This window comes from Pseudomonas sp. B14(2022) (assembly GCF_012030485.1).
Taxonomy (GTDB): Bacteria; Pseudomonadota; Gammaproteobacteria; order Pseudomonadales; family Pseudomonadaceae; genus Aquipseudomonas.
In genome coordinates this window covers 367,509-385,721 of the sequence record NZ_JAAUVM010000001.1, presented here as the reverse complement: position 1 = coordinate 385,721, position 18,213 = coordinate 367,509, and the positions used below count along the sequence as shown (strand labels likewise).

At 61.9% G+C, this 18,213-nt stretch carries 17 protein-coding genes; 8 read left to right on the top strand and 9 right to left on the bottom strand.

The genetic code is table 11. The features are described 5' to 3' along the window. Positions 1–64: 64 nt before the first annotated feature. Positions 65–2,911 carry a valine--tRNA ligase gene (locus HCF10_RS01890; RefSeq protein WP_167654776.1) on the top strand — a complete coding sequence of 949 codons (2,847 nt, stop codon included), beginning with the start codon at positions 65–67 and terminating at the stop codon, positions 2,909–2,911. Positions 2,912–3,124: 213 nt separating this feature from the next. Further along, positions 3,125–4,141 carry a 23S rRNA (adenine(1618)-N(6))-methyltransferase RlmF gene (gene rlmF / locus HCF10_RS01885; protein ID WP_167654775.1) on the top strand — a complete coding sequence of 339 codons (1,017 nt, stop codon included), beginning with the start codon at positions 3,125–3,127 and terminating at the stop codon, positions 4,139–4,141. A gap of 67 nt (positions 4,142–4,208) precedes the next feature. Here the strand turns inward: rlmF and HCF10_RS01880 are convergent, their stop codons facing one another. Further along, the gene (locus tag HCF10_RS01880; RefSeq protein ID WP_003188840.1) at positions 4,209–4,490 is read right to left on the bottom strand and encodes an HU family DNA-binding protein; all 282 of its coding nucleotides are present in this window, start codon (positions 4,488–4,490) and stop codon (positions 4,209–4,211) included. 395 nt (positions 4,491–4,885) lie between these two features. Between HCF10_RS01880 and yejK the strand changes: the two genes are divergently transcribed. Further along, complete coding sequence (gene yejK / locus HCF10_RS01875; RefSeq protein WP_131698303.1) at positions 4,886–5,890, top strand: nucleoid-associated protein YejK; 1,005 nt, start codon at positions 4,886–4,888, stop codon at positions 5,888–5,890. Further along, complete coding sequence (locus HCF10_RS01870) at positions 5,890–6,240, top strand: glutaredoxin family protein (protein ID WP_131698304.1); 351 nt, start codon at positions 5,890–5,892, stop codon at positions 6,238–6,240. Before yejK ends, HCF10_RS01870 begins: the two co-directional genes overlap by 1 nt. Here HCF10_RS01870 and HCF10_RS01865 read toward each other — a convergent pair whose 3' ends face one another. Genes HCF10_RS01865 through HCF10_RS01845 form a run of 5 tightly spaced genes read right to left on the bottom strand, consistent with a single transcriptional unit; the run spans position 6,241 to position 10,003 of the window. Beyond that, on the bottom strand, positions 6,241–7,218 hold the full coding sequence (locus tag HCF10_RS01865; RefSeq protein ID WP_145335222.1) for a FecR family protein: 978 nt from the start codon (positions 7,216–7,218) through the stop codon (positions 6,241–6,243). Then, positions 7,215–7,793: an RNA polymerase sigma factor gene (locus HCF10_RS01860; protein WP_131698306.1), complete on the bottom strand. Its 579-nt coding sequence runs from the start codon at positions 7,791–7,793 to the stop codon at positions 7,215–7,217. The genes HCF10_RS01865 and HCF10_RS01860 overlap by 4 nt, the downstream gene beginning before the upstream one ends. Positions 7,794–7,802: 9 nt before the next feature. Then, positions 7,803–8,129 (bottom strand): DUF3325 domain-containing protein, encoded by a 327-nt coding sequence (locus HCF10_RS01855; RefSeq protein WP_167654774.1) that lies wholly within the window; start codon positions 8,127–8,129, stop codon positions 7,803–7,805. Continuing rightward, a complete protein-coding gene (locus HCF10_RS01850; RefSeq protein ID WP_131698308.1) occupies positions 8,130–9,704 on the bottom strand; it encodes a PepSY-associated TM helix domain-containing protein in 1,575 nt (524 codons plus the stop codon). Then, positions 9,701–10,003 (bottom strand): DUF3649 domain-containing protein, encoded by a 303-nt coding sequence (locus tag HCF10_RS01845; protein WP_145335227.1) that lies wholly within the window; start codon positions 10,001–10,003, stop codon positions 9,701–9,703. The genes HCF10_RS01850 and HCF10_RS01845 overlap by 4 nt, the downstream gene beginning before the upstream one ends. Before the next feature lie 183 nt (positions 10,004–10,186). Here HCF10_RS01845 and HCF10_RS01840 point away from each other — a divergent pair, with 183 nt between their 5' ends. The 3 genes from HCF10_RS01840 to fecA all read left to right on the top strand — a co-directional run bounded on the left by HCF10_RS01840 (position 10,187) and on the right by fecA (position 14,043). Beyond that, on the top strand, positions 10,187–10,675 hold the full coding sequence (locus HCF10_RS01840) for a sigma-70 family RNA polymerase sigma factor (RefSeq protein WP_131698310.1): 489 nt from the start codon (positions 10,187–10,189) through the stop codon (positions 10,673–10,675). Continuing rightward, positions 10,672–11,613 (top strand): FecR domain-containing protein, encoded by a 942-nt coding sequence (locus HCF10_RS01835; protein ID WP_167654773.1) that lies wholly within the window; start codon positions 10,672–10,674, stop codon positions 11,611–11,613. The genes HCF10_RS01840 and HCF10_RS01835 overlap by 4 nt, the downstream gene beginning before the upstream one ends. Positions 11,614–11,703: 90 nt before the next feature. Further along, positions 11,704–14,043, top strand: coding sequence for a TonB-dependent Fe(3+) dicitrate receptor FecA (gene fecA, locus HCF10_RS01830; protein ID WP_167654772.1), 2,340 nt, complete (start codon positions 11,704–11,706; stop codon positions 14,041–14,043). Here the strand turns inward: fecA and HCF10_RS01825 are convergent. Then, positions 14,040–14,912, bottom strand: coding sequence for a LysR family transcriptional regulator (locus HCF10_RS01825; RefSeq protein WP_167654771.1), 873 nt, complete (start codon positions 14,910–14,912; stop codon positions 14,040–14,042). The two genes, fecA and HCF10_RS01825, sit on opposite strands and share 4 nt — an antisense overlap. Positions 14,913–15,016: 104 nt before the next feature. On the opposite strand from HCF10_RS01825, the gene HCF10_RS01820 reads away from it, so the two are divergent. Continuing rightward, on the top strand, positions 15,017–16,528 hold the full coding sequence (locus tag HCF10_RS01820; protein WP_167654770.1) for an MFS transporter: 1,512 nt from the start codon (positions 15,017–15,019) through the stop codon (positions 16,526–16,528). A 49-nt stretch (positions 16,529–16,577) separates the two neighbouring features. Here HCF10_RS01820 and HCF10_RS01815 read toward each other — a convergent pair whose 3' ends face one another. Next, the gene (locus HCF10_RS01815; RefSeq protein WP_131698315.1) at positions 16,578–16,988 is read right to left on the bottom strand and encodes an HPF/RaiA family ribosome-associated protein; all 411 of its coding nucleotides are present in this window, start codon (positions 16,986–16,988) and stop codon (positions 16,578–16,580) included. A gap of 213 nt (positions 16,989–17,201) precedes the next feature. Beyond that, the gene (locus HCF10_RS01810) at positions 17,202–18,149 is read right to left on the bottom strand and encodes a LysR substrate-binding domain-containing protein (RefSeq protein WP_131698316.1); all 948 of its coding nucleotides are present in this window, start codon (positions 18,147–18,149) and stop codon (positions 17,202–17,204) included. Positions 18,150–18,213: the final 64 nt, after the last annotated feature.

Sequence of the window (18,213 nt, the reverse complement as noted above, 5' to 3'; positions counted from 1 at the left end):
CGCTCTATCCCCCGTTATACTTGCCGGCTTTCCTGAATAAATGCCAACTAGGGTCCCGCCGCGCATGGATAAGACCTACCAGCCGCACGCTATTGAAACTTCCTGGTACAACACCTGGGAGTCCGAGAACTATTTCGCTCCGCAAGGCGCGGGCGAGTCCTACACCATCATGATTCCGCCACCGAACGTCACTGGCAGCCTGCACATGGGCCATGGCTTCAACAACGCGATCATGGATGCCCTGATTCGCTTCCGCCGCATGCAGGGCCGCAACACCCTGTGGCAACCGGGTACCGACCACGCCGGTATCGCCACCCAGATGCTGGTGGAGCGCCAACTCGAAGCCTCCGGCCAGAACCGTCACGACCTGGGTCGCGAGAAATTCCTGGAAAAAATCTGGGAATGGAAAGACCAGTCCGGCGGCAACATCAGCCGTCAGATCCGTCGCCTCGGTTCGTCCGTCGATTGGAGCCGCGAGCGCTTCACCATGGACGACGGCCTGTCGGAGTCGGTGAAAGAAGCCTTCGTGCGCCTGCATGAAGACGGCCTGATCTACCGCGGCAAGCGCCTGGTCAACTGGGACACCAAGTTGCACACGGCGATTTCCGACCTTGAAGTGGAAAACCACGACGAGAAAGGTTTCCTGTGGAACCTCAAGTACCCGCTGGCCGACGGCGCCAAGACCGCTGAAGGCAACGACTACCTGATCGTCGCGACCACCCGTCCGGAAACCATGCTCGGCGACGCCGCCGTAGCGGTTAACCCGAACGACGAGCGCTACCAGGCACTGATCGGCAAGTTCGTCGAGCTGCCGTTGGTAGGCCGCCGCATCCCGATCATTGCGGACGACTACTGCGACCCTGAATTCGGCACCGGCTGCGTGAAAATCACCCCGGCCCACGATTTCAACGACTACGAAGTCGGCAAGCGCCACAACCTGCCGCTGCTCAACATCTTCGACAAGAACGCCGCCGTATTGCCGGCCTGCCAGGTGTTCAACCTGGACGGTACGCTGAACGACAGCATCGACGGCAAGATCCCGGCCGAATACGCCGGCCTTGACCGTTTCGAAGCGCGTAAGCAGATCGTTGCTGCCTTCGACGCCGCCGGCCTGCTGGTCAGCGTTGACGACCACGGCCTGAAAGTGCCGAAGGGCGACCGTTCCGGCACCATCATCGAGCCGTGGCTGACCGACCAATGGTACGTGTCCACCAAGCCGCTGGCCGAGCCGGCAATCGCGGCTGTCGAAGACGGCCGTATCCAGTTCGTGCCTAAACAGTACGAAAACATGTACTTCTCGTGGATGCGTGACATCCAGGATTGGTGCATCAGCCGTCAGCTGTGGTGGGGCCATCGCATTCCGGCCTGGTACGACGAGTCGGGCAAGGTCTATGTAGGCCGCGACGAAGCCGAAGTACGCGCCAAGAACAATCTGGGTCCGGACGTCGCGCTGCAGCAGGACAACGACGTACTCGACACCTGGTTCAGCTCGGGCCTGTGGACGTTCTCCACCCTGGGTTGGCCGCAACAGACCGAGTTCCTGAAAAAATTCCACTCCACCGACGTGCTGGTCACCGGCTTCGACATCATTTTCTTCTGGGTTGCCCGGATGATCATGCTCACCATGCACTTGGTGAAGAATGAAGACGGCACCCCGCAGGTACCGTTCAAGACCGTGTACGTGCACGGCCTGGTGCGTGATGGCCAAGGCCAGAAGATGTCCAAGTCCAAGGGCAACGTCCTGGACCCGCTGGACATCATCGACGGCATCGACCTGGAAACCCTGGTGCAGAAACGCACCTCGGGCCTGATGCAGCCGAAACTGGCGAAGAAGATCGAGAAGCAGACCCGCGACGAATTCGCCGACGGCATTGCCAGCTATGGCACCGACGCGCTGCGCTTCACCTTCTGCTCGCTGGCGTCCACCGGTCGCGACATCAAGTTCGACATGGGCCGCGTCGAAGGCTATCGCAACTTCTGCAACAAGATCTGGAACGCCGCGCGCTACGTGCTGGATAAAGGCGAAGACTGCGGCCAGAACGGCGAAGCCGTTGAACTGAGCCTGGCCGATCGCTGGATCATCTCGCAGTTGCAGCGCACCGAAGCCGAAGTGACCCGCCAACTCGACCAGTTCCGTTTCGACCTGGCCGCACAAGCCTTGTACGAGTTCATCTGGAACCAGTATTGCGACTGGTACCTGGAACTGTCCAAGCCCGTGCTGTGGGACGAAAACGCGCCGATCGAACGCCAGCGCGGTACCCGTCGCACCCTGGTGCGCGTGCTCGAAGTGGCGCTGCGCCTGGCGCATCCGTTCATGCCGTTCATCACCGAAGAAATCTGGCAGCGCCTGGCGCCGCTGGCCGGTATCGAAGGCAAGACCATCATGCTGCAACCTTGGCCGGTGGCCAACGAAGCACGCATCGATGAGGCGGCCGAAAGCGATATCGAATGGCTCAAGACCCTGATGCTCGGCACGCGCAACATCCGCGCCGAAATGAACATCGGCCCGGGCAAGCCTCTGGCGGTGTTCGTGAAGAACGCCAGCGCCGAAGACCAGCGTCGTCTCACCGAGAACGATGCGCTGCTCAAGAAGCTGGCGAAGCTGGAATCGATCACCGTATTGGCTGATGGCGCCGAAGCACCACTGTCGGCGACCGCATTGGTCGGCGACATGGAAGTGCTGGTGCCGATGGCCGGCTTGATCGACAAGGGCGCGGAACTGGCCCGTCTCGACAAGGAAATCCTGCGCCTGCAAGGTGAAGTGGCGCGGGTGGGCGGCAAGCTGTCCAACGCGGCATTCGTCGACAAGGCACCGGCTGAAGTGATCGACAAAGAACGCGCCAAACTGGCCGAGGCCGAACAGGCCCTGGGCAAGCTGGCCGAGCAACATGCGCGGATTTCCAGCCTGTAAGGGGCAATCCGTGTGAAAAAAGAGACCTTCGGGTCTCTTTTTTTGTGCTTGCGGCCAATGTGGGAGGGGGCTTGCTCCCGATAGCGGTGTATCAGTCCCAGCATTTTTGACTGCCACACCGCTATCGGGAGCAAGCCCCCTCCCACATTTGACCGAGGACACCTCAAGAATGTGTGACAATGGCCGCCACTTTGAGCCAACACCAGAATCATCATGACCGCCCCCACTACGCCCAAACCTCCACGCAAGAAGCCTAAAACCGCAGCCACGGCCAAACCCGTCGCGCCGCGCAAAGAGGCTACCCTGCACCCGCGCAACCGCCACACAGGCCGTTACGACTTCCCGGCGCTGATCAAGACCACGCCGGAACTGGCGCAATTCGTGATCATCAACCCCTATGGCAAAGAGAGCATCGACTTCGCCAGCCCTGACGCCGTGCGGGTATTCAACCGGGCGTTGCTCAAGTCGTTCTATGGCATCCAGCATTGGGATATCCCGCAGGATTACCTGTGCCCGCCGGTACCAGGGCGTGCCGACTATGTGCACTTCCTCGCCGACCTGCTGGCCAGTACCAACGACGGCAAGATTCCCCGTGGTTCAATCGTCAAGGTGTTGGATATCGGCATGGGCGCCAACTGCGTCTACCCGCTGATTGGCTATATGGAGTACCGCTGGAACTTCCTCGGCTCGGAGGTCGATCCTATCGCCGTGGCCGCCGCCAAGGCCATCGTGCAATCCAACGACCTGAGCAAGGCCATCCAGTTGCGCCAGCAGGAAAACCCCAAGCACATCCTGCTGGGCCTGCTGGAGCCGGGTGAGCGTTTTGACCTGACCATGTGCAACCCGCCGTTCCATGCGTCCATGGACGAAGCCACCAAGGGCAGCGAGCGCAAGTGGCGCGCCTTGGGCAGGGCCGATCCCAAGCGCAAATTGCCGGTGCTGAACTTCGGTGGTCAATCGGCCGAGTTGTGGTGTGAAGGCGGTGAAGCACGCTTCGTGACGCAGTTGATCGCCGAGAGCGCGCACTTTGCCCACAAGGTGTTGTGGTTCAGCACCCTGGTGTCAAAAGCGTCAAACTTGCCCGCGATCGAGACCGCCCTGAAAAAAGCCGGCGTGCTGGAAAGCCAGGTGGTGGAAATGTCCCAGGGCCAGAAGCAGAGCCGTTTCGTGGCCTGGACTTTCCAGACCAAGAACGAGCAGCAGATCTGGCGCCAGCGCTGGGTGCGATAGAGACAAATCGCAGGCAACAAAAAACCGTGCCCGGATCGCTCCGAAGCACGGTTTTTTTTGCTGCGTCTTACTTGTTAACAGCGTCGGTCAGGCCTTTGGCCACAACCAGCTTGATAACTTTCTTGGCAGCGATTTCGATGGCAGCGCCAGTCGAAGGGTTACGGCCAGTACGGGCAGGACGCTCGGTCACTTTCAGTTTGCCAACGCCTGGCAGAGTGATTTCGCCGCCGTTTTCCAGCTGATCAGCAACAACTTGGCTCAGTTGGTCCAGCAGAGCGCGCACGGTGGTTTTCGGTGCGTCTACTGCTTCAGCCAGGTCAGCGATCAGTTGGTCTTTAGTAATAGCCATTGTGGTGTTCCTTCCCTATCAAATTCATATGGATTGCAGAGTGCAGTGTCAGCCGTCGAGCCCGACCGTCACGGCCTGGCACCCCCGGCTATAACCACGGAGATCGGGGTTATAGATGCTTGAAACGGGGATTGGTTCGACCTGACAGATGCTGAATGCACGCTTATCGCCGAGACTTGGCGTAAGACGGGGCAAAACTAGCACAGAGACGGGGAAATATCCGCCTCTACCTACCCATTTGGTCAGCTTTATCGCTCTAAACCGTGAAAAAAAGGCATATGCCCCGTCGGAAGGCACCCAAAACGCCTTCGAAGCACGTCTTGGCCAATGGGTGCGGTACACTGGGCGACTTTTCGGGGAGGCCAACCGCTCCCCTTCAACCAGCCGAGAAGCCTATGCCGATCCGTCATTGCATCGTCCACCTGATCGACAAAAAACCCGACGGCACACCTGCAGTTCTCCACGCCCGCGACTCCGAGCTTGCCGAGTCGGCCGCCATCGAGAACATGCTTGCCGACCTCAACGAGAGCTACAACGCCAAACAAGGCAAGGCCTGGGGTTTCTTCCACGCCGAATCCGGCGCGCACCCGTTCAGCGGCTGGTTGAAGGACTATTTCGAGGGTGGCCAGGATTTCACCACGTTCAGCCGCACCGCCGTCGAGCACCTGCAGAAGCTGATGGAAGAGTCCAACCTCTCCACCGGCGGCCACGTGCTGTTTGCCCACTACCAGCAAGGCATGACCGACTACCTGGCCATCGCCTTGCTGCACCACAGCGAAGGCGTGGCAGTGACCGATGAGCTGGACGTGACCCCGTCCCGTCACCTGGACCTGGGCCAACTGCACCTGGCAGCGCGTATCAACGTGTCCGAGTGGCAGAACAACAAGCAATCCAAGCAGTACATCTCGTTTATCAAAGGCAAGAACGGCAAGAAGGTCTCGGAGTACTTCCGCGACTTCATCGGCTGCCAGGAAGGCGTCGACGGCCCGGGCGAGACGCGCACCCTGCTCAAGGCCTTCAGCGACTTCGTCGAAAGCGAAGACTTGCCGGACGAATCCGCCCGCGAAAAAACCAAGACCCTGGTCGATTACGCCAGCAGCCAGGCCAAGCTCGGCGAACCCATGGGCCTTGAAGAATTGTCGGGGTTGATCGATGAAGATCGGCCCAAGGCGTTCTACGACCATATCCGCAACAAGGACTACGGCCTGTCGCCGGAAATCCCGGCCGATAAACGCACCCTCAACCAGTTCCGCCGCTTCACCGGCCGCGCTGAGGGCTTGTCGATCAGTTTTGAAGCGCACTTGCTGGGCGACAAGATCGAGTACGACGAAGCCGCCGGTACCCTGATCATCAAGGGCCTGCCGACCCAACTGACCGACCAGCTCAAGCGCCGTAACTGATGCTCGGCGGGGTCCTCAAGAAAGTCCTGCTGGTGTTGCTGGTGGTGGTGGTTATCCAGAACTGGGGCAAGATCGAGCGGCTGTTCAACCCCTCCCAGGTGGTGCCGGAGCAGACGCGAGCCTCGGCGCGGGTGGCGCTGTACGCCACCGAGTGGTGTGGCTACTGCAAGCAGATCCGCCGCTTCCTCGACCAGAAGGGCATTCCGTACCAGGCCTTCGATATCGAGAAGGACGCCCAGGCGCGCAAGGCGTATGAGGCGCTGGGCGGTGGCGGGATTCCGTTTGTGGATGTGAACGGCACGCTGATTCGCGACTACAACCCTGACGCGATCATGGCCGCGCTGAAGTAATCAGCGCACCACGATCACCCGCCCCAACAGACTGTGCTGCTCGAACCCCAACACCGCTTGCAAGGCGTTGAGTACCGCCTGGGGGTCCTTGCTCGGAAAGCTGCCGCTGACGCGCCTGGCACCCATCGCTTCGTTGAGCAGCAGGATGCGGCCAGGGTAGTAACGCGACAGGTCCTTGACCACGTCGGCCAGCGGCGCCTTGTAGTAGTTGAGCCAGCCATCCCGCCAGGCCAGGCGGGATTCGCTGTCGACCGCGTGCAGGGGATCGGCGCTGCCATCGGCGTAGGCCACTTGCTGGCCCGCCGTCAGAATGTGCTGCTGGCCCTGTTTCGACGCGGTCACGCCGACCCGCCCCGACAACACCGTCACCTCGGCCCCTGCCGGTTGCAGGCGCACTTCGAACTGCGTACCCAGCACCCGCGCTTCGCCGCTGCCCGCCTCGACCACAAAGGACTCGCCGGTGTGGGTGACGTTGAAAAACCCTGCACCGCGACGCAATTGGATATGCCGCTCACCGTGGCTGAAGTCCACGGCAATTGCACTGTCCGCATCCAGCGTGACCTGGGACTGATCGGCCAGGGTGAAGGTCTTCACTTCACCCGGTGCGGTCACGTAATCGGCGCCGAAGTCATCGATCCAACGCGAAGGCTGCCAACCGGCGCCCATGGACACCATCAACACCAGGCACGCCGCCACGGCCAAAGCGCCGGACCAGCGCACCACCCGCGAGCGCTTCGGTGTGTTCATCGCATTGAGGTAGCCCTGCAATGCCAGCGCGTCCTCATCCGCCAGTTGGCGTGCCGCCACTTCGCTCAACTCCCAGAGCACCTGGGCCTGGGCATACGCTTCGACGTGCGCAGGATCAGCCCTCAGCCAGCGGCTGAAAGTGGCCTGGTCGCCACTGCTGGGCTGGTCGTGCAACAGGCTCAGCCAGGCCAGCGCGGCTTGTTCCTGGTCAGGCGTGGGGGTCAGATTCACGGTGCTTTCCCTGGCGTGCGCGATGGCGATGGTTCGCGAAGGCTGGCTTTGCAGGCTTCAAGGGCACGCATCATATGTTTTTCCACGGCGCTTTGGGACAGGCCCATGGCCTTGGCGATTTGCGCGTACTTACGCCCGTGAATGCGGTTGAGCAGGAAGATCTGCCGGGTGCGCTCCGGCAGGCTGCGCAGGGCGGCTTCGACATGCCGCAGGTCGTTGCCCGCCTCGAGCGCCGCCTGGGGTTCGGAACCCTGGTTATCCTGCTGCTCCGGCAGCCAGCCTTCACTGCTGCGTACCCGCGCGCCTTCGCTGCGCAGGTGGTCGATGGCGATATTGCCGGCGCAACGCAGCAGGTAGGTGCTGAGTTCTTCGACCTGCACCAATGGCCGACGCCAAAAACGCAGGAACAGGTCCTGCACCAGGTCGGCCGCCGTGGCGCGGCACCCTACACGTCGGCTCACCAACGCTTCCATCTGCGAACGCTGGGACAAGAACACTTGCAGAAAATGCGCGCGCCCACCCGCCGCGTCAGTCTGCGGGCTGTCCTGGGAATCGGGTGGCGTGCTGATCATCATGGCAGGGGCTCAGAAAACAGCGAAGGCCGCAACGGGGCTGGCCAGCAGGCCGACGCCTGCCAGGATCAAGGCCAGCCTTGGCCGATACGGCAACAACAGCACCAGCAACAGGGCGCTGAGCATCAACACCGCGCACCACTCCACCAGGCCCTGGCCCCAACCGGCGATAGCCACTGCGGGCCAGATCGCGACGGTCAGCAGCAGCCAACCGATGACGCGCAAAGCAAGCCGCCGCCGAGGCGATGGCTTGCTGTGCAGCAGTTCGCCGTGGTGGCGGTCGGTGGACAGGCATAAGGCGGTGAACCCGGCGTAACACATCAGCAGCGCAAGGAGCATTCAGTTCGCCTCCTGCTTGAGGTGGAGCGGCCGCGCCCGCTCGGCCTTGGGCTGCGAGGCCTTGCGGTGTTGCATCTTCCAGGCCGCCCAGGCGAGGAACACGCCGCTGGCCAGGCAGGTCAGGTCGAAGCCGGCCATGGCCCAGTCGCCCGTTGCCAGTGACGTGCCCAGGTGCTGCGAGGTGGTCAGGGCATTGAGCAACGGGATTGCGACAAACAGCAGTGCTGCGAAGCTCAATTGTTCAACCCAACCCTGGCGGCCCCGGCGCAGGATCGCATGCAGCAGGCTCAGGCCCCAGGCGATAAAGAAGGCCTGCACTTCCCAATCGGAGCGCTCGGCGAAGCTCACCGGCAATAAACGGTTGGCCCAGAAGAACGCTGCAATGGCGATCAACAACCCGGACATGCTGGCGATGTTCAGCACTTCCACCAGCCGCAGTTCAAACGGCATCACCGCGGATTTTGCATGCTTGAGTTGACGCTTGCCGAGCCAGATCACCAGCCCCGTACCGATCATCGCCGTGCCCGCCAGGCCGCAGATAAAGTACAACCAGCGCAGCACCGGGCCGGCGAAATGGCCCATGTGCAGGCCATAGAAGCTGCCGCCGATCGCCGCCGGCAGCGATTGTTCGCCACTGACCCGCAGCAGCTCGCCGGTGTTGCCGTTGAACGACACGGTACTGCCGAAATCATGCACCACGCGGTCGGAGCCGGCACGGAACACGTTGACCGAGGCGTTAACATCACTCGGGTTGTTCACCGCCAGCCGCCCGACATGTCCACCCGCCCACTGCGCCCTCGCCTGCTCGTACATCGGCACCAATGACAGCAATTGGCCTGGCTGACCCAGCGCCGGTGCGTTGTTGGTGGCGGGGAACACGTCATTGAAGAAGGCCCGGGTGTCGTTGCCATAGGAGGCCACGATCGGCGCCGGCATCACCATGCTCATGAAAATCACCAGGCTGCTGTAGGTGATCATCAAGTGAAACGGCAGCACCAGCACACCCACCGCGTTATGCCCGTCGAGCCAGGAGCGCTGGCCCTTGCGGGGGCGGAAGGTGAAGAAGTCCTTGAAGATTTTCTTGTGGGTGATGATGCCGGTGATCAACGCCACGAACATCACCATCGCTGCAATGGTCGACAGCCAGCGGCCCCAGGGATACGGCATTTGCAGCTGGAAGTGGAAGCGGTAGAAGAAATCCCCGCCCATGCTTTCCCGGGCCTCTACGGCTTGCCCGCTCACGGGATCGAGGGTTTTCTGAATGAAATTGCCGCGTTTGCCGGGGTCGACTTTGTCTTGCCACATTACTGACAGGCCAGGGTCGCGGCTATCCGGCAGGGTGATGAACCAGCGTGCGGCCGTGGGTGCGACCTTCTGCAGGTAGTCCTGGGCGACACTCAGACTGCGCGCGTCATCCAGGGGATGGGCCTGTACCTCGGGTTGCATCCAGTGAGTGATCTCATCCTTGAAATAGGCCAGGGTGCCCGTCAGGAAAATCGCAAACAGCAGCCAGCCAAAGATCAGCCCGGCCCAGGTGTGCAACCAGGCCATGGCCTGGCGAAAGCCCTCTTTCATGTGCGTGCCATCCACAAGCCCGCGCCCGCCAGGGTCGCAAACACCGCACTCGGCAGCATCACGCCACACCAGGCGCGCCATGCCGTACGACAGGCAAAGCACCACAGCACCGCCAACAGGTAGAACACAAACGAACTCATCATCCCGGTGATCACCGCATCGGCGCGGGAGGTCGGCATCCACAGCGCCAGGCAGATGCTGGCCAGGGACGCCATCAAGTAACCGCCGACCACAGCGGCGAGCACCCGCGATGTGACAGCGAGGCGGTAGGAGGCGGGCAGTGAGGTTTTGCTTTTCATGCGGGAGGCGCCAGGTTCATCAGCGCGCAATATTAATGATAAATATTCTCATAAGCAAAACAGAACGGATGAAACACCTGCCTTCACGCATTGCCGAACGGTTTCCGGCCCCCTACAATGCGAACAATTCTTGTTCTCTAAAGCATGCCGATGTTTGCCGGCCTGTAAAAAAGGGAGATCGCGTTGCAGCCGTCCAACACTGTCGAAGTGCTTTACAACGACCATCACCACTGGCTCACCGGCTGGTTGCGACGCAAGCTCGGCTGCCCGGAAAGCGCTGCGGACCTGGCGCAGGACACCTTCATCCGGGTCCTGACCGCACGGGAAGCGCCGACGCTGATCGAGCCCCGCGCCTTCCTCACCACGGTCGCCAAGCGCGTGCTGTTCAACTTCTACCGCCGCCAGGACCTGGAGCGCGCCTACCTCGACGCATTGGCGCAGATGCCTGAACAGGTAGCGCCATCGGAAGAAGAACGCGCGATCATCCTGCAAACCCTGGTCGAGCTGGACCAATTGCTTGACGGCTTGCCCACCCTGGTCAAACGCGCGTTCCTGCTGGCCCAACTCGACGGGCTGACGTATGCGCAGATCGGCGCCGAACTGGGCATCTCCATCGCCACCGTCAAACGCCACCTGCAGAAAGCCGCCCTGCGCTGCTACTTCGCCCTATGAATGTCTCGACCCAGGTTGCCGAACAGGCCGTGCACTGGCTGATGGAAATGCAGCAAGGCGCGCTCACCCCACGCCAGCAAGCGGCCTGGCAGCAATGGCTGAATGCCCACAGCGAACACCAGCGCGCCTGGGACCATATCCAGCGCGTCAACCAACGCCTGCGCGGCATGCCCTCGCCCCTCGCCCACGCGGCGTTGAACGCACCTAAGTCCAGCAGCCGGCGCCAGGCGCTGAAGTTGTTGCTGATCCTCGGCGCTGGTTCGGCCGCCGCCTGGAGCCTGCGCCAGCAACATATCCTGCCGCCGCTGAGCGCCGACTACCGCAGCCCGGTCGGGCAACGGCGCAAGGTGCAATTGGCCGACGGCAGCCAGTTGCAGCTCAATACCGGCAGCGCCGTGGATGTGCATTTCGACGGCCGGCAACGGCTGATCCGCCTGCTCGAAGGCGAGATCCTGCTCACCGGCATTGCCGGCAACGCGCCGCTGCAGGTGCTGACCGGCCAGGGCCTGCTCAGCAGCCAGGCGGCGCGCCTGAATGTGCGCCAGTTCAACGACCACACCCAACTGGCGGTCTTCGACGGCCGCGTCGACGTGATGCCCAACAGCTACAGCGGCCTGCCCCTGACGGTCGAAGCGGCGCGCCAGGTCAATTTCACCCGCAAGGGCTGGGACACCCCGCGCCCTACCGAAGCCAACAGCGGCGCCTGGGCAGACGGCATGCTGGTGGCCGCGCATATGCGCCTGGAAGATTTCCTCGCCGAACTGGGCCGCTATCGCCGGGGCCAGGTCAATTGCGACCCGCAAGTCGCCAACCTGCTGCTGTCCGGCAGCTACCCGCTGGACGACAGCGAACGCATTCTCGACCTGCTGGAAGTCAGCCTGCCGGTCAAGGTGCGGCGTTTTACCCGCTATTGGGTGAGCGTCCAGGCACGCGCGTAAATTATTTTCAGCCACCGTGAGCCGTTTTCCGCACCTCGCGTGACAGAGAAGGAAAGCCACCTTGATCCTTCCTTCTCAGGACCGCCCTTCATGCCCCAGCAACCCACCCTCCTCGCCCGCACCTTGCGCCAACTGCTACTGGGCGCCAGCCTCAGCTTCACCGTACTGCCTGGCGTGATGGCGGCCGATGCCAAGCCGTATCACATCGCGCCAAGCTCGCTGGAAGCAGCCCTGAACCAGTTTGGCCGCGAAGCCGGCGTGTTGATTTCCTTCGGTTCCGAGGTCACCGCGGGCATGCAGAGTCGTGGTTTGTCCGGCAACTACAGCGCTGCCGAGGGCCTGCAAAAGTTGCTGGAAGGCACCGGCCTGCAAGCCCGCGCCGAGGGCGACAATGCCTACAGCCTGCAACCGGCAACAGCGCCGGCGACTGTCGAGTTGGCGACCTCCAGCGTGGTCGGCGACTGGCTCGGCGATGCGGCACAAACCAATGTATTCGAACACCCCGGCGCCCGTGACGTGATCCGCCGCGAAGAGTTCGAACGCCAGGGCGCTACCCAGGCCAAGGACGTGCTCAATCGCATCCCCGGCGTCAACGCTCCGGACAATAACGGCACCGGCAGTCATGATATGGCGCTGAACTTCGGCATTCGCGGTCTCAACCCGCGCCTGGCATCGCGTTCAACGGTGCTGATGGACGGCATCCCGGTGCCCTTTGCACCGTACGGCCAGCCGCAGCTGTCGTTCGCGCCGATCAGCATGGGCAACATGGACGCCGTGGACGTGGTACGTGGCGGCGGCGCGGTGCGCTATGGCCCGCAGAACGTTGGCGGCGTGGTCAACTTCGTGACCCGTGCGATCCCGGATGCGCCTACCGTCAAAGGTGGCTTGCAGACCGAAACCAGCCCGTCTTCCAGCCATGACGGCTTCAAGACCACCGGCAACCTGCTGGCCGGCGGCACTGCCGAGAATGGCCTGGGCGGCGCGATTTTGTATTCCGGCACCCGTGGCGGTGACTGGCGCGAAAACAGCAACACGCGCATCGACGACCTGATCCTCAAAGGCAAATACCAGCTCGACGACGCCAACAGCTTCAACGCCATGGCGCAGTACTACGAAGGCCAGGCCGATATGCCTGGGGGCTTGAACGTCGCGGACTACAAGGCCGATCCGTATCAGTCCACCCGCCCCTACGACAAATTCTGGGGCCGCCGTACGATGTTCAACGTCGGCTATAGCTACGAGCAGGACCGCCGCGAATTCACCGTCAACAGCTTCTTCACCAAGACCCTGCGCAGTGGCTACCTGGACCAGGGCACCTTCCTGTCGCTGTCCCCGCGTGAATACTGGGTGCGCGGCGTGGAAACCCGTTTCGCCCAAGGCTTCGACCTCGGTCCGACCAGCCATGAAGTGGGCGTCGGCTACCGCTACATCAACGAAGCCGGCCACGAGTTGCGCTACCGCACGCCGATTTCCGCCAATAACCAGCAAATCCCCAGCACCGACAGCCGCAATGACCGCGACACCCGCGGCGGTACCGAAGCCAATGCGTTCTTCGTCGATGACCGGATTGATATCGGCAAATGGACCATCACCCCGGGCATCCGCTACGAGATGATCGAGTCCCAGCAGAGCAACAACCTGACCAACGTCAAATACAAAGGCGACTACAACACCGCGCTGCCGGCGTTGAACGTGCTCTATCACCTGACCGACGACTGGAACCTGTACGCCAACACCGAAGGTTCATTCGGCAGCGTGCAGTACAGCCAGATGCCCAACCGTGTGACCAGCGGTGAAGTGAAACCGGAAAAAGCCCGCACCTGGGAACTGGGTACCCGCTATGACGACGGCACCTTGCGCGCAGAGATCGGCGCGTTCCTGATCAACTTCGACAACCAGTATGAAAGCAACCAGACCAACGATTCGGTGATCGCCCGCGGCGAGACGCGCCACCAGGGTATTGAAACCAGCGTCAACTACGCCCTCGATGGTTTGAGCCCGGCGTTGGCCGGTTTCGATGTGTACGCCACCTACGCCTATGTCGACGCCACCATCCGAGAAGACGGCCCGAACAAAGGCAACCGCGTGCCCTTCTCGTCCAAGCACAAGGGCACCCTTGGCGTGGGTTACACCGAAGGGCGCTGGAAACTCAATGTGGACAGCAGCTATCAGAGCAGCCAGTTCGCCGACAACGCCAACACTCAGGCAGAAAGTGCTGACGGCGCCAACGGTCGAATCCCCGGCTACATGCTGTTCAGCAGCCGCGCGGCCTATGATTTCGGCCCGCAACTGTCGGATCTGAACGTGGCGGTCGGTGTGAAGAACATCTTCAACAAGCAGTACTTCACGCGCTCATTCGACGATAACAACAAGGGCAAATACGTTGGTGAACCGCGTACGGTGTACGTGCAGACCTCCATCGCGTTCTAACTGCCCGCCAGGCAACTGGGGGTGGCCGCGACCAACGCATCGATTGCACAGCGTGTCTTGGCCGGCATATGCGTAGCCGTGGGCCAGATCACATGGATGGGCGCAGGTTGGTCGCGATAGTCGGGCAACACCGCGACCAACTGCCCACGCAGCACGTAATGCGCAATCAACCAACTCGGTAACCAGGCCAGGCCGACGCCCGCGATGGCGGCATCGGCCACGGCCTGGAGGTCGTCCATCATTAACGGCGAAGCCACGCGATTGCGCTGCAGGGTGGTACTGCGATAGGCGATGCCGCGGTGGTCAGCAAGGTCTTCAATGCATTCAATTGGCCCAACGCGCTGCAAGTACGCCGGTGACGCCGCCAGTCCCATGGCCTGCTCGCCCAGGCGACGAGCACTGAGGCGGTCGGTGTCGGGCAGCGGGCCGATTCGCACGGCGACGTCGAAGCCTTCCTGTGCCAGGTCCACCAGCCGATCGGCGAAGCTGATCTCGATCTCCAGTTCCGGATAACGCGCCATCAATCCCCACAATGCCGGGGCCGCGTAGTGGTGCCCGAACGCCAGTGGCAGGCTGGCCCGCAAACGTCCGCGTGGCTGTTGCCGGCCGCTTTCCAGCACTGACTCGGCAGCCTCAAGTTCCGCCAACGCCCGCAGGCAATGCTCGTAGTACGCCTGGCCGTCCTCGGTCAGGCGCTGGCGGCGGGTGGAGCGCTGCAGCAGGCACGTGCCCAGCCGTGCTTCCAATCGCGCCAGGCCCTTGCCAACCGCAGAGCGTGTGAGGTTCAGCCGTTCGGCGGCCTCAGTCAGGTTGCCGCTTTCGACGATGTGCAGAAACAGCTCAACGCCATCAAAACGCGGTGTGGCCATGGCTCTATTGTCGCCCTTGATTCCCCTATGGACAGAAAACTTATCACGAATAACGAACCCTATTCCCCTGAAAATACCCCGACACCCATCCACAGGAGAATCCCATGCCACCCGCCGCCACGTTAACCGCCGCCAGCCGCCCGCGTACTGCCAGGAATGGCCTGGCCCTCACTGCCGTGTGCCTCGTCGCCCTGATGTTCGGCCTGGAGATTTCCAGCGTCCCGGTGATCCTGCCGACGCTCGAGCGAGAATTGGGCACGGGCTTCCAGGACGCCCAATGGATCATGAACGCCTACACCCTCGCCTGCACCTGCGTGCTGATGGCAGCGGGCACATTGGCGGATCGCTTTGGTCGTCGCCGCATGCTGGTGTTGTGCCTGTGGGTGTTTGGCCTGGCCTCCCTGGCCTGCGGGCTGGCCGAGGATGCCTCGCTGCTGATCACGGCGCGGTTTGTCCAGGGCATCGGTGCCGGAGCGATGATGATTTGCCAGTTCGCCATCCTGTCGCACCTGTTCAGCGAACCGGTAGCGCGGGCACGGGCGTTTGCAATATGGGGGGTGATTGCCGGCGTGGGCCTGGGCTTCGGACCGATGATCGGCGCATTGATCCTGACGGTGACGGATTGGCGCTGGGTGTTCCTCGTGCACGTGCCGCTCACCCTGTTCACTCTGGTGCTGCTGCGCATCAGCGTGCAGGAGTCCCGTGACCCGGCCGCCCGTCGCCTAGACATCGCCGGCATGCTCACCTTGACCGTGTCGGTGTTTGCCCTGGTGTACTTCATCACCCAAGGCAGCGAGCACGGCTTCGGCACACCGGCCATGCTCGGTTGGGCGGCGTTGTCGGTGCTCGGCTTGCTGCTGTTCATCACGGTCGAGCTTCGCAGTGCGCACCCGATGTTCGACTTCTCGGTGTTCCGCATCCAGCGTTTCAACGGCGCGTTGATGGGTTCGATCGGCATGAACTTCAGCTTCTGGCCGTTCATGATCTACCTGCCGTTGTACTTTCAGGCGGGCCTGGGTTACGACACCTTGACCACCGGCGCCGCGTTGCTCGCCTACACCCTGCCGACCTTGCTGGTGCCGCCGCTGGCAGAGCGCCTGGCCCTGCGCTATGGCGCCGAACGCATCATCCCCCTCGGCCTGGGCCTGATGGGCGCGGGCTTTCTGGCCATGGCCGCCGTCAACGGCGCCGAGCACCCACGTATCGAGCTGGTGCTGCTCATTTGCGTGATCGCCGGCGTAGGCCTGGCGCTGACCAACTCGCCCACCACCAACACCACCACCGGTTCGGTGTCGGCGGACCGCGCGGGCATGGCCTCGGGCATCGACCTCAGTGCGCGGCTGATCACCCTGGCGCTCAACATTGCCCTGATGGGGTGGGTGCTGTTGCTGGGGATCAGCCATCAACTGGCCGAGGTGCTGCCCGCCACCACGGCAATGGATTGGCCGGTTATCAGTCAAAACATTGCCGCAGGAAAACTCGAGTCGATGGGGCTGACAGTCAACGACGCCCAGGCGGCACTGCGCCACGGCGCCGGTTGGGCGATGCTGTTTGCCGGGTTGGGTGCTGGCGGGTTGGCGCTGTTGAGCCGGTATTTTTTCCGACGCGGCCGCTAAACGAAAACGGGCCTGCAGATGCAGGCCCGTTTGCAGGGGGTGAAAAAAGTTAGCCGTTGATGACAGCGTTTTCGTTTTCCAGGAATTCCTGTTCCAGCGCGTCTTCGTTCACTTTGTTGATTGGCTGGTTTTTCGCGGCAGCGCGGGGCTTGCCTTGCAGTCTGCCAAACAGATGTTCCAACGCGTGATCGAGCTTGGTGGCCGCACTGTCAATCGCCTGTTCGAGGGTATCGCCCTTGGCGGACACCGAAAGCGCTTGATGGCCTTTAGGCCGCGCTTCCAGGCGGCAACTTAAATCGTGGGGACCGGGCTTGTCGCCGTTCTCATCCCGCAGGTAGACCTCCACTCGGGTCAGGTCTTCTTCATAACGTTCGAGCGTGCTCTCAATGGTAGTACGTACCCACTCCTCCAGTCGGATGCTGCTTTCAATATGGTTATCGCTATTGACTTGGATTTGCATAGTTCTTCCCTTATTTCAGCTAGCTCGCGGGAGGTCACAAACTGCAACACCGGGGTGGTGAAACCATGACCTCTTGATTACACAATTGAGCAGCCAGAGAAACATTTCAACCCCTTTGCAAAGATAAATCCTACATTACAAATTAACCCTGACGACAAGCAAAAACGCTGTTAGGGTGGGGAGTTAGTTAAATCTCCTTACGCCCTGCGATCCTCACAATTGCCCCTCTCCCAGCGGGTGCAAAGCGCGAAAAATCCCTGCTTCCTCTACCAGCCAGTCATGCACCGCGCGCACGCCCGGATGGCTCAGCGCGCCCGGCGCATACAGCAGCACATAGCGTTTGTGGTTGGGCACCGCAAGGCCAAACGGCACGATCAAGGTGCCGCGTTCCAGCTCATCGTTCAGCAACGTCCGCCGCGCGATGGCGACGCCCATACCGGCAATCGCGGCCTCGATGGTCAGGTGGTTGCGGTTGAAGGTGTGGCCACGGCGTACGTCTGCGTCGTGGTAGCCGATGGCATTCAGATAGAACTCCCACTCCGCATACTCATAACTCCCACGCCAGGCGGTAATGTCGTGCAGCAGCGGGAAATGCACGAGGTCGGCTGGGCCGTGCAACGGCGGCCGCCCTCGCAACAGGCTCGGCGCGCACACCGGGAAAATCTGCTCATCCAACAGGGCTGTGGATAACAACCCGGGGTAGCTGCCGTCATTGAGGTCGATGGCCAGGTCGAAGTCACCTTCGTGCAGGGCGATGCTGCTGTCCTCGGCAACCATACGCAGTTGGATATCCGGGAAGCGCTGCTGCAAGCGCGGTAAACGCGGAGTCAGCCACTTGCCCAGGAACGACGGGATCGAGCGCAGGCGCAAGGTGCCGCTGATCATCCCCGCGTCCAGGCGCTGCAACTCGGCGTCGATGCTGCCATAAGCCTCCCCCACCGTTGCCGCCAGGCGCTGGCCCTCGGCACTCAGCTCCACCCCCCGCGCTCGTCGATGAAACAGCCGAAACCCAAGACGCTCCTCCAACTGGCGGATTTGTTGGCTCACCGCCCCCGGTGTGATGTGCAGTTCTTCGGCGCAGCGGGTGAACGACAAATGCCGTGCAGCGCAGGAAAACACGTGCAGCCAGACATAAGTCTGGCCATTGAGAGGGCGAGCCATAGGGTTTAGTCCTGCTAAAGGGTGTCTTAGGATAATTCGTTGGTCAGTGCTGATCCAGAGGCTC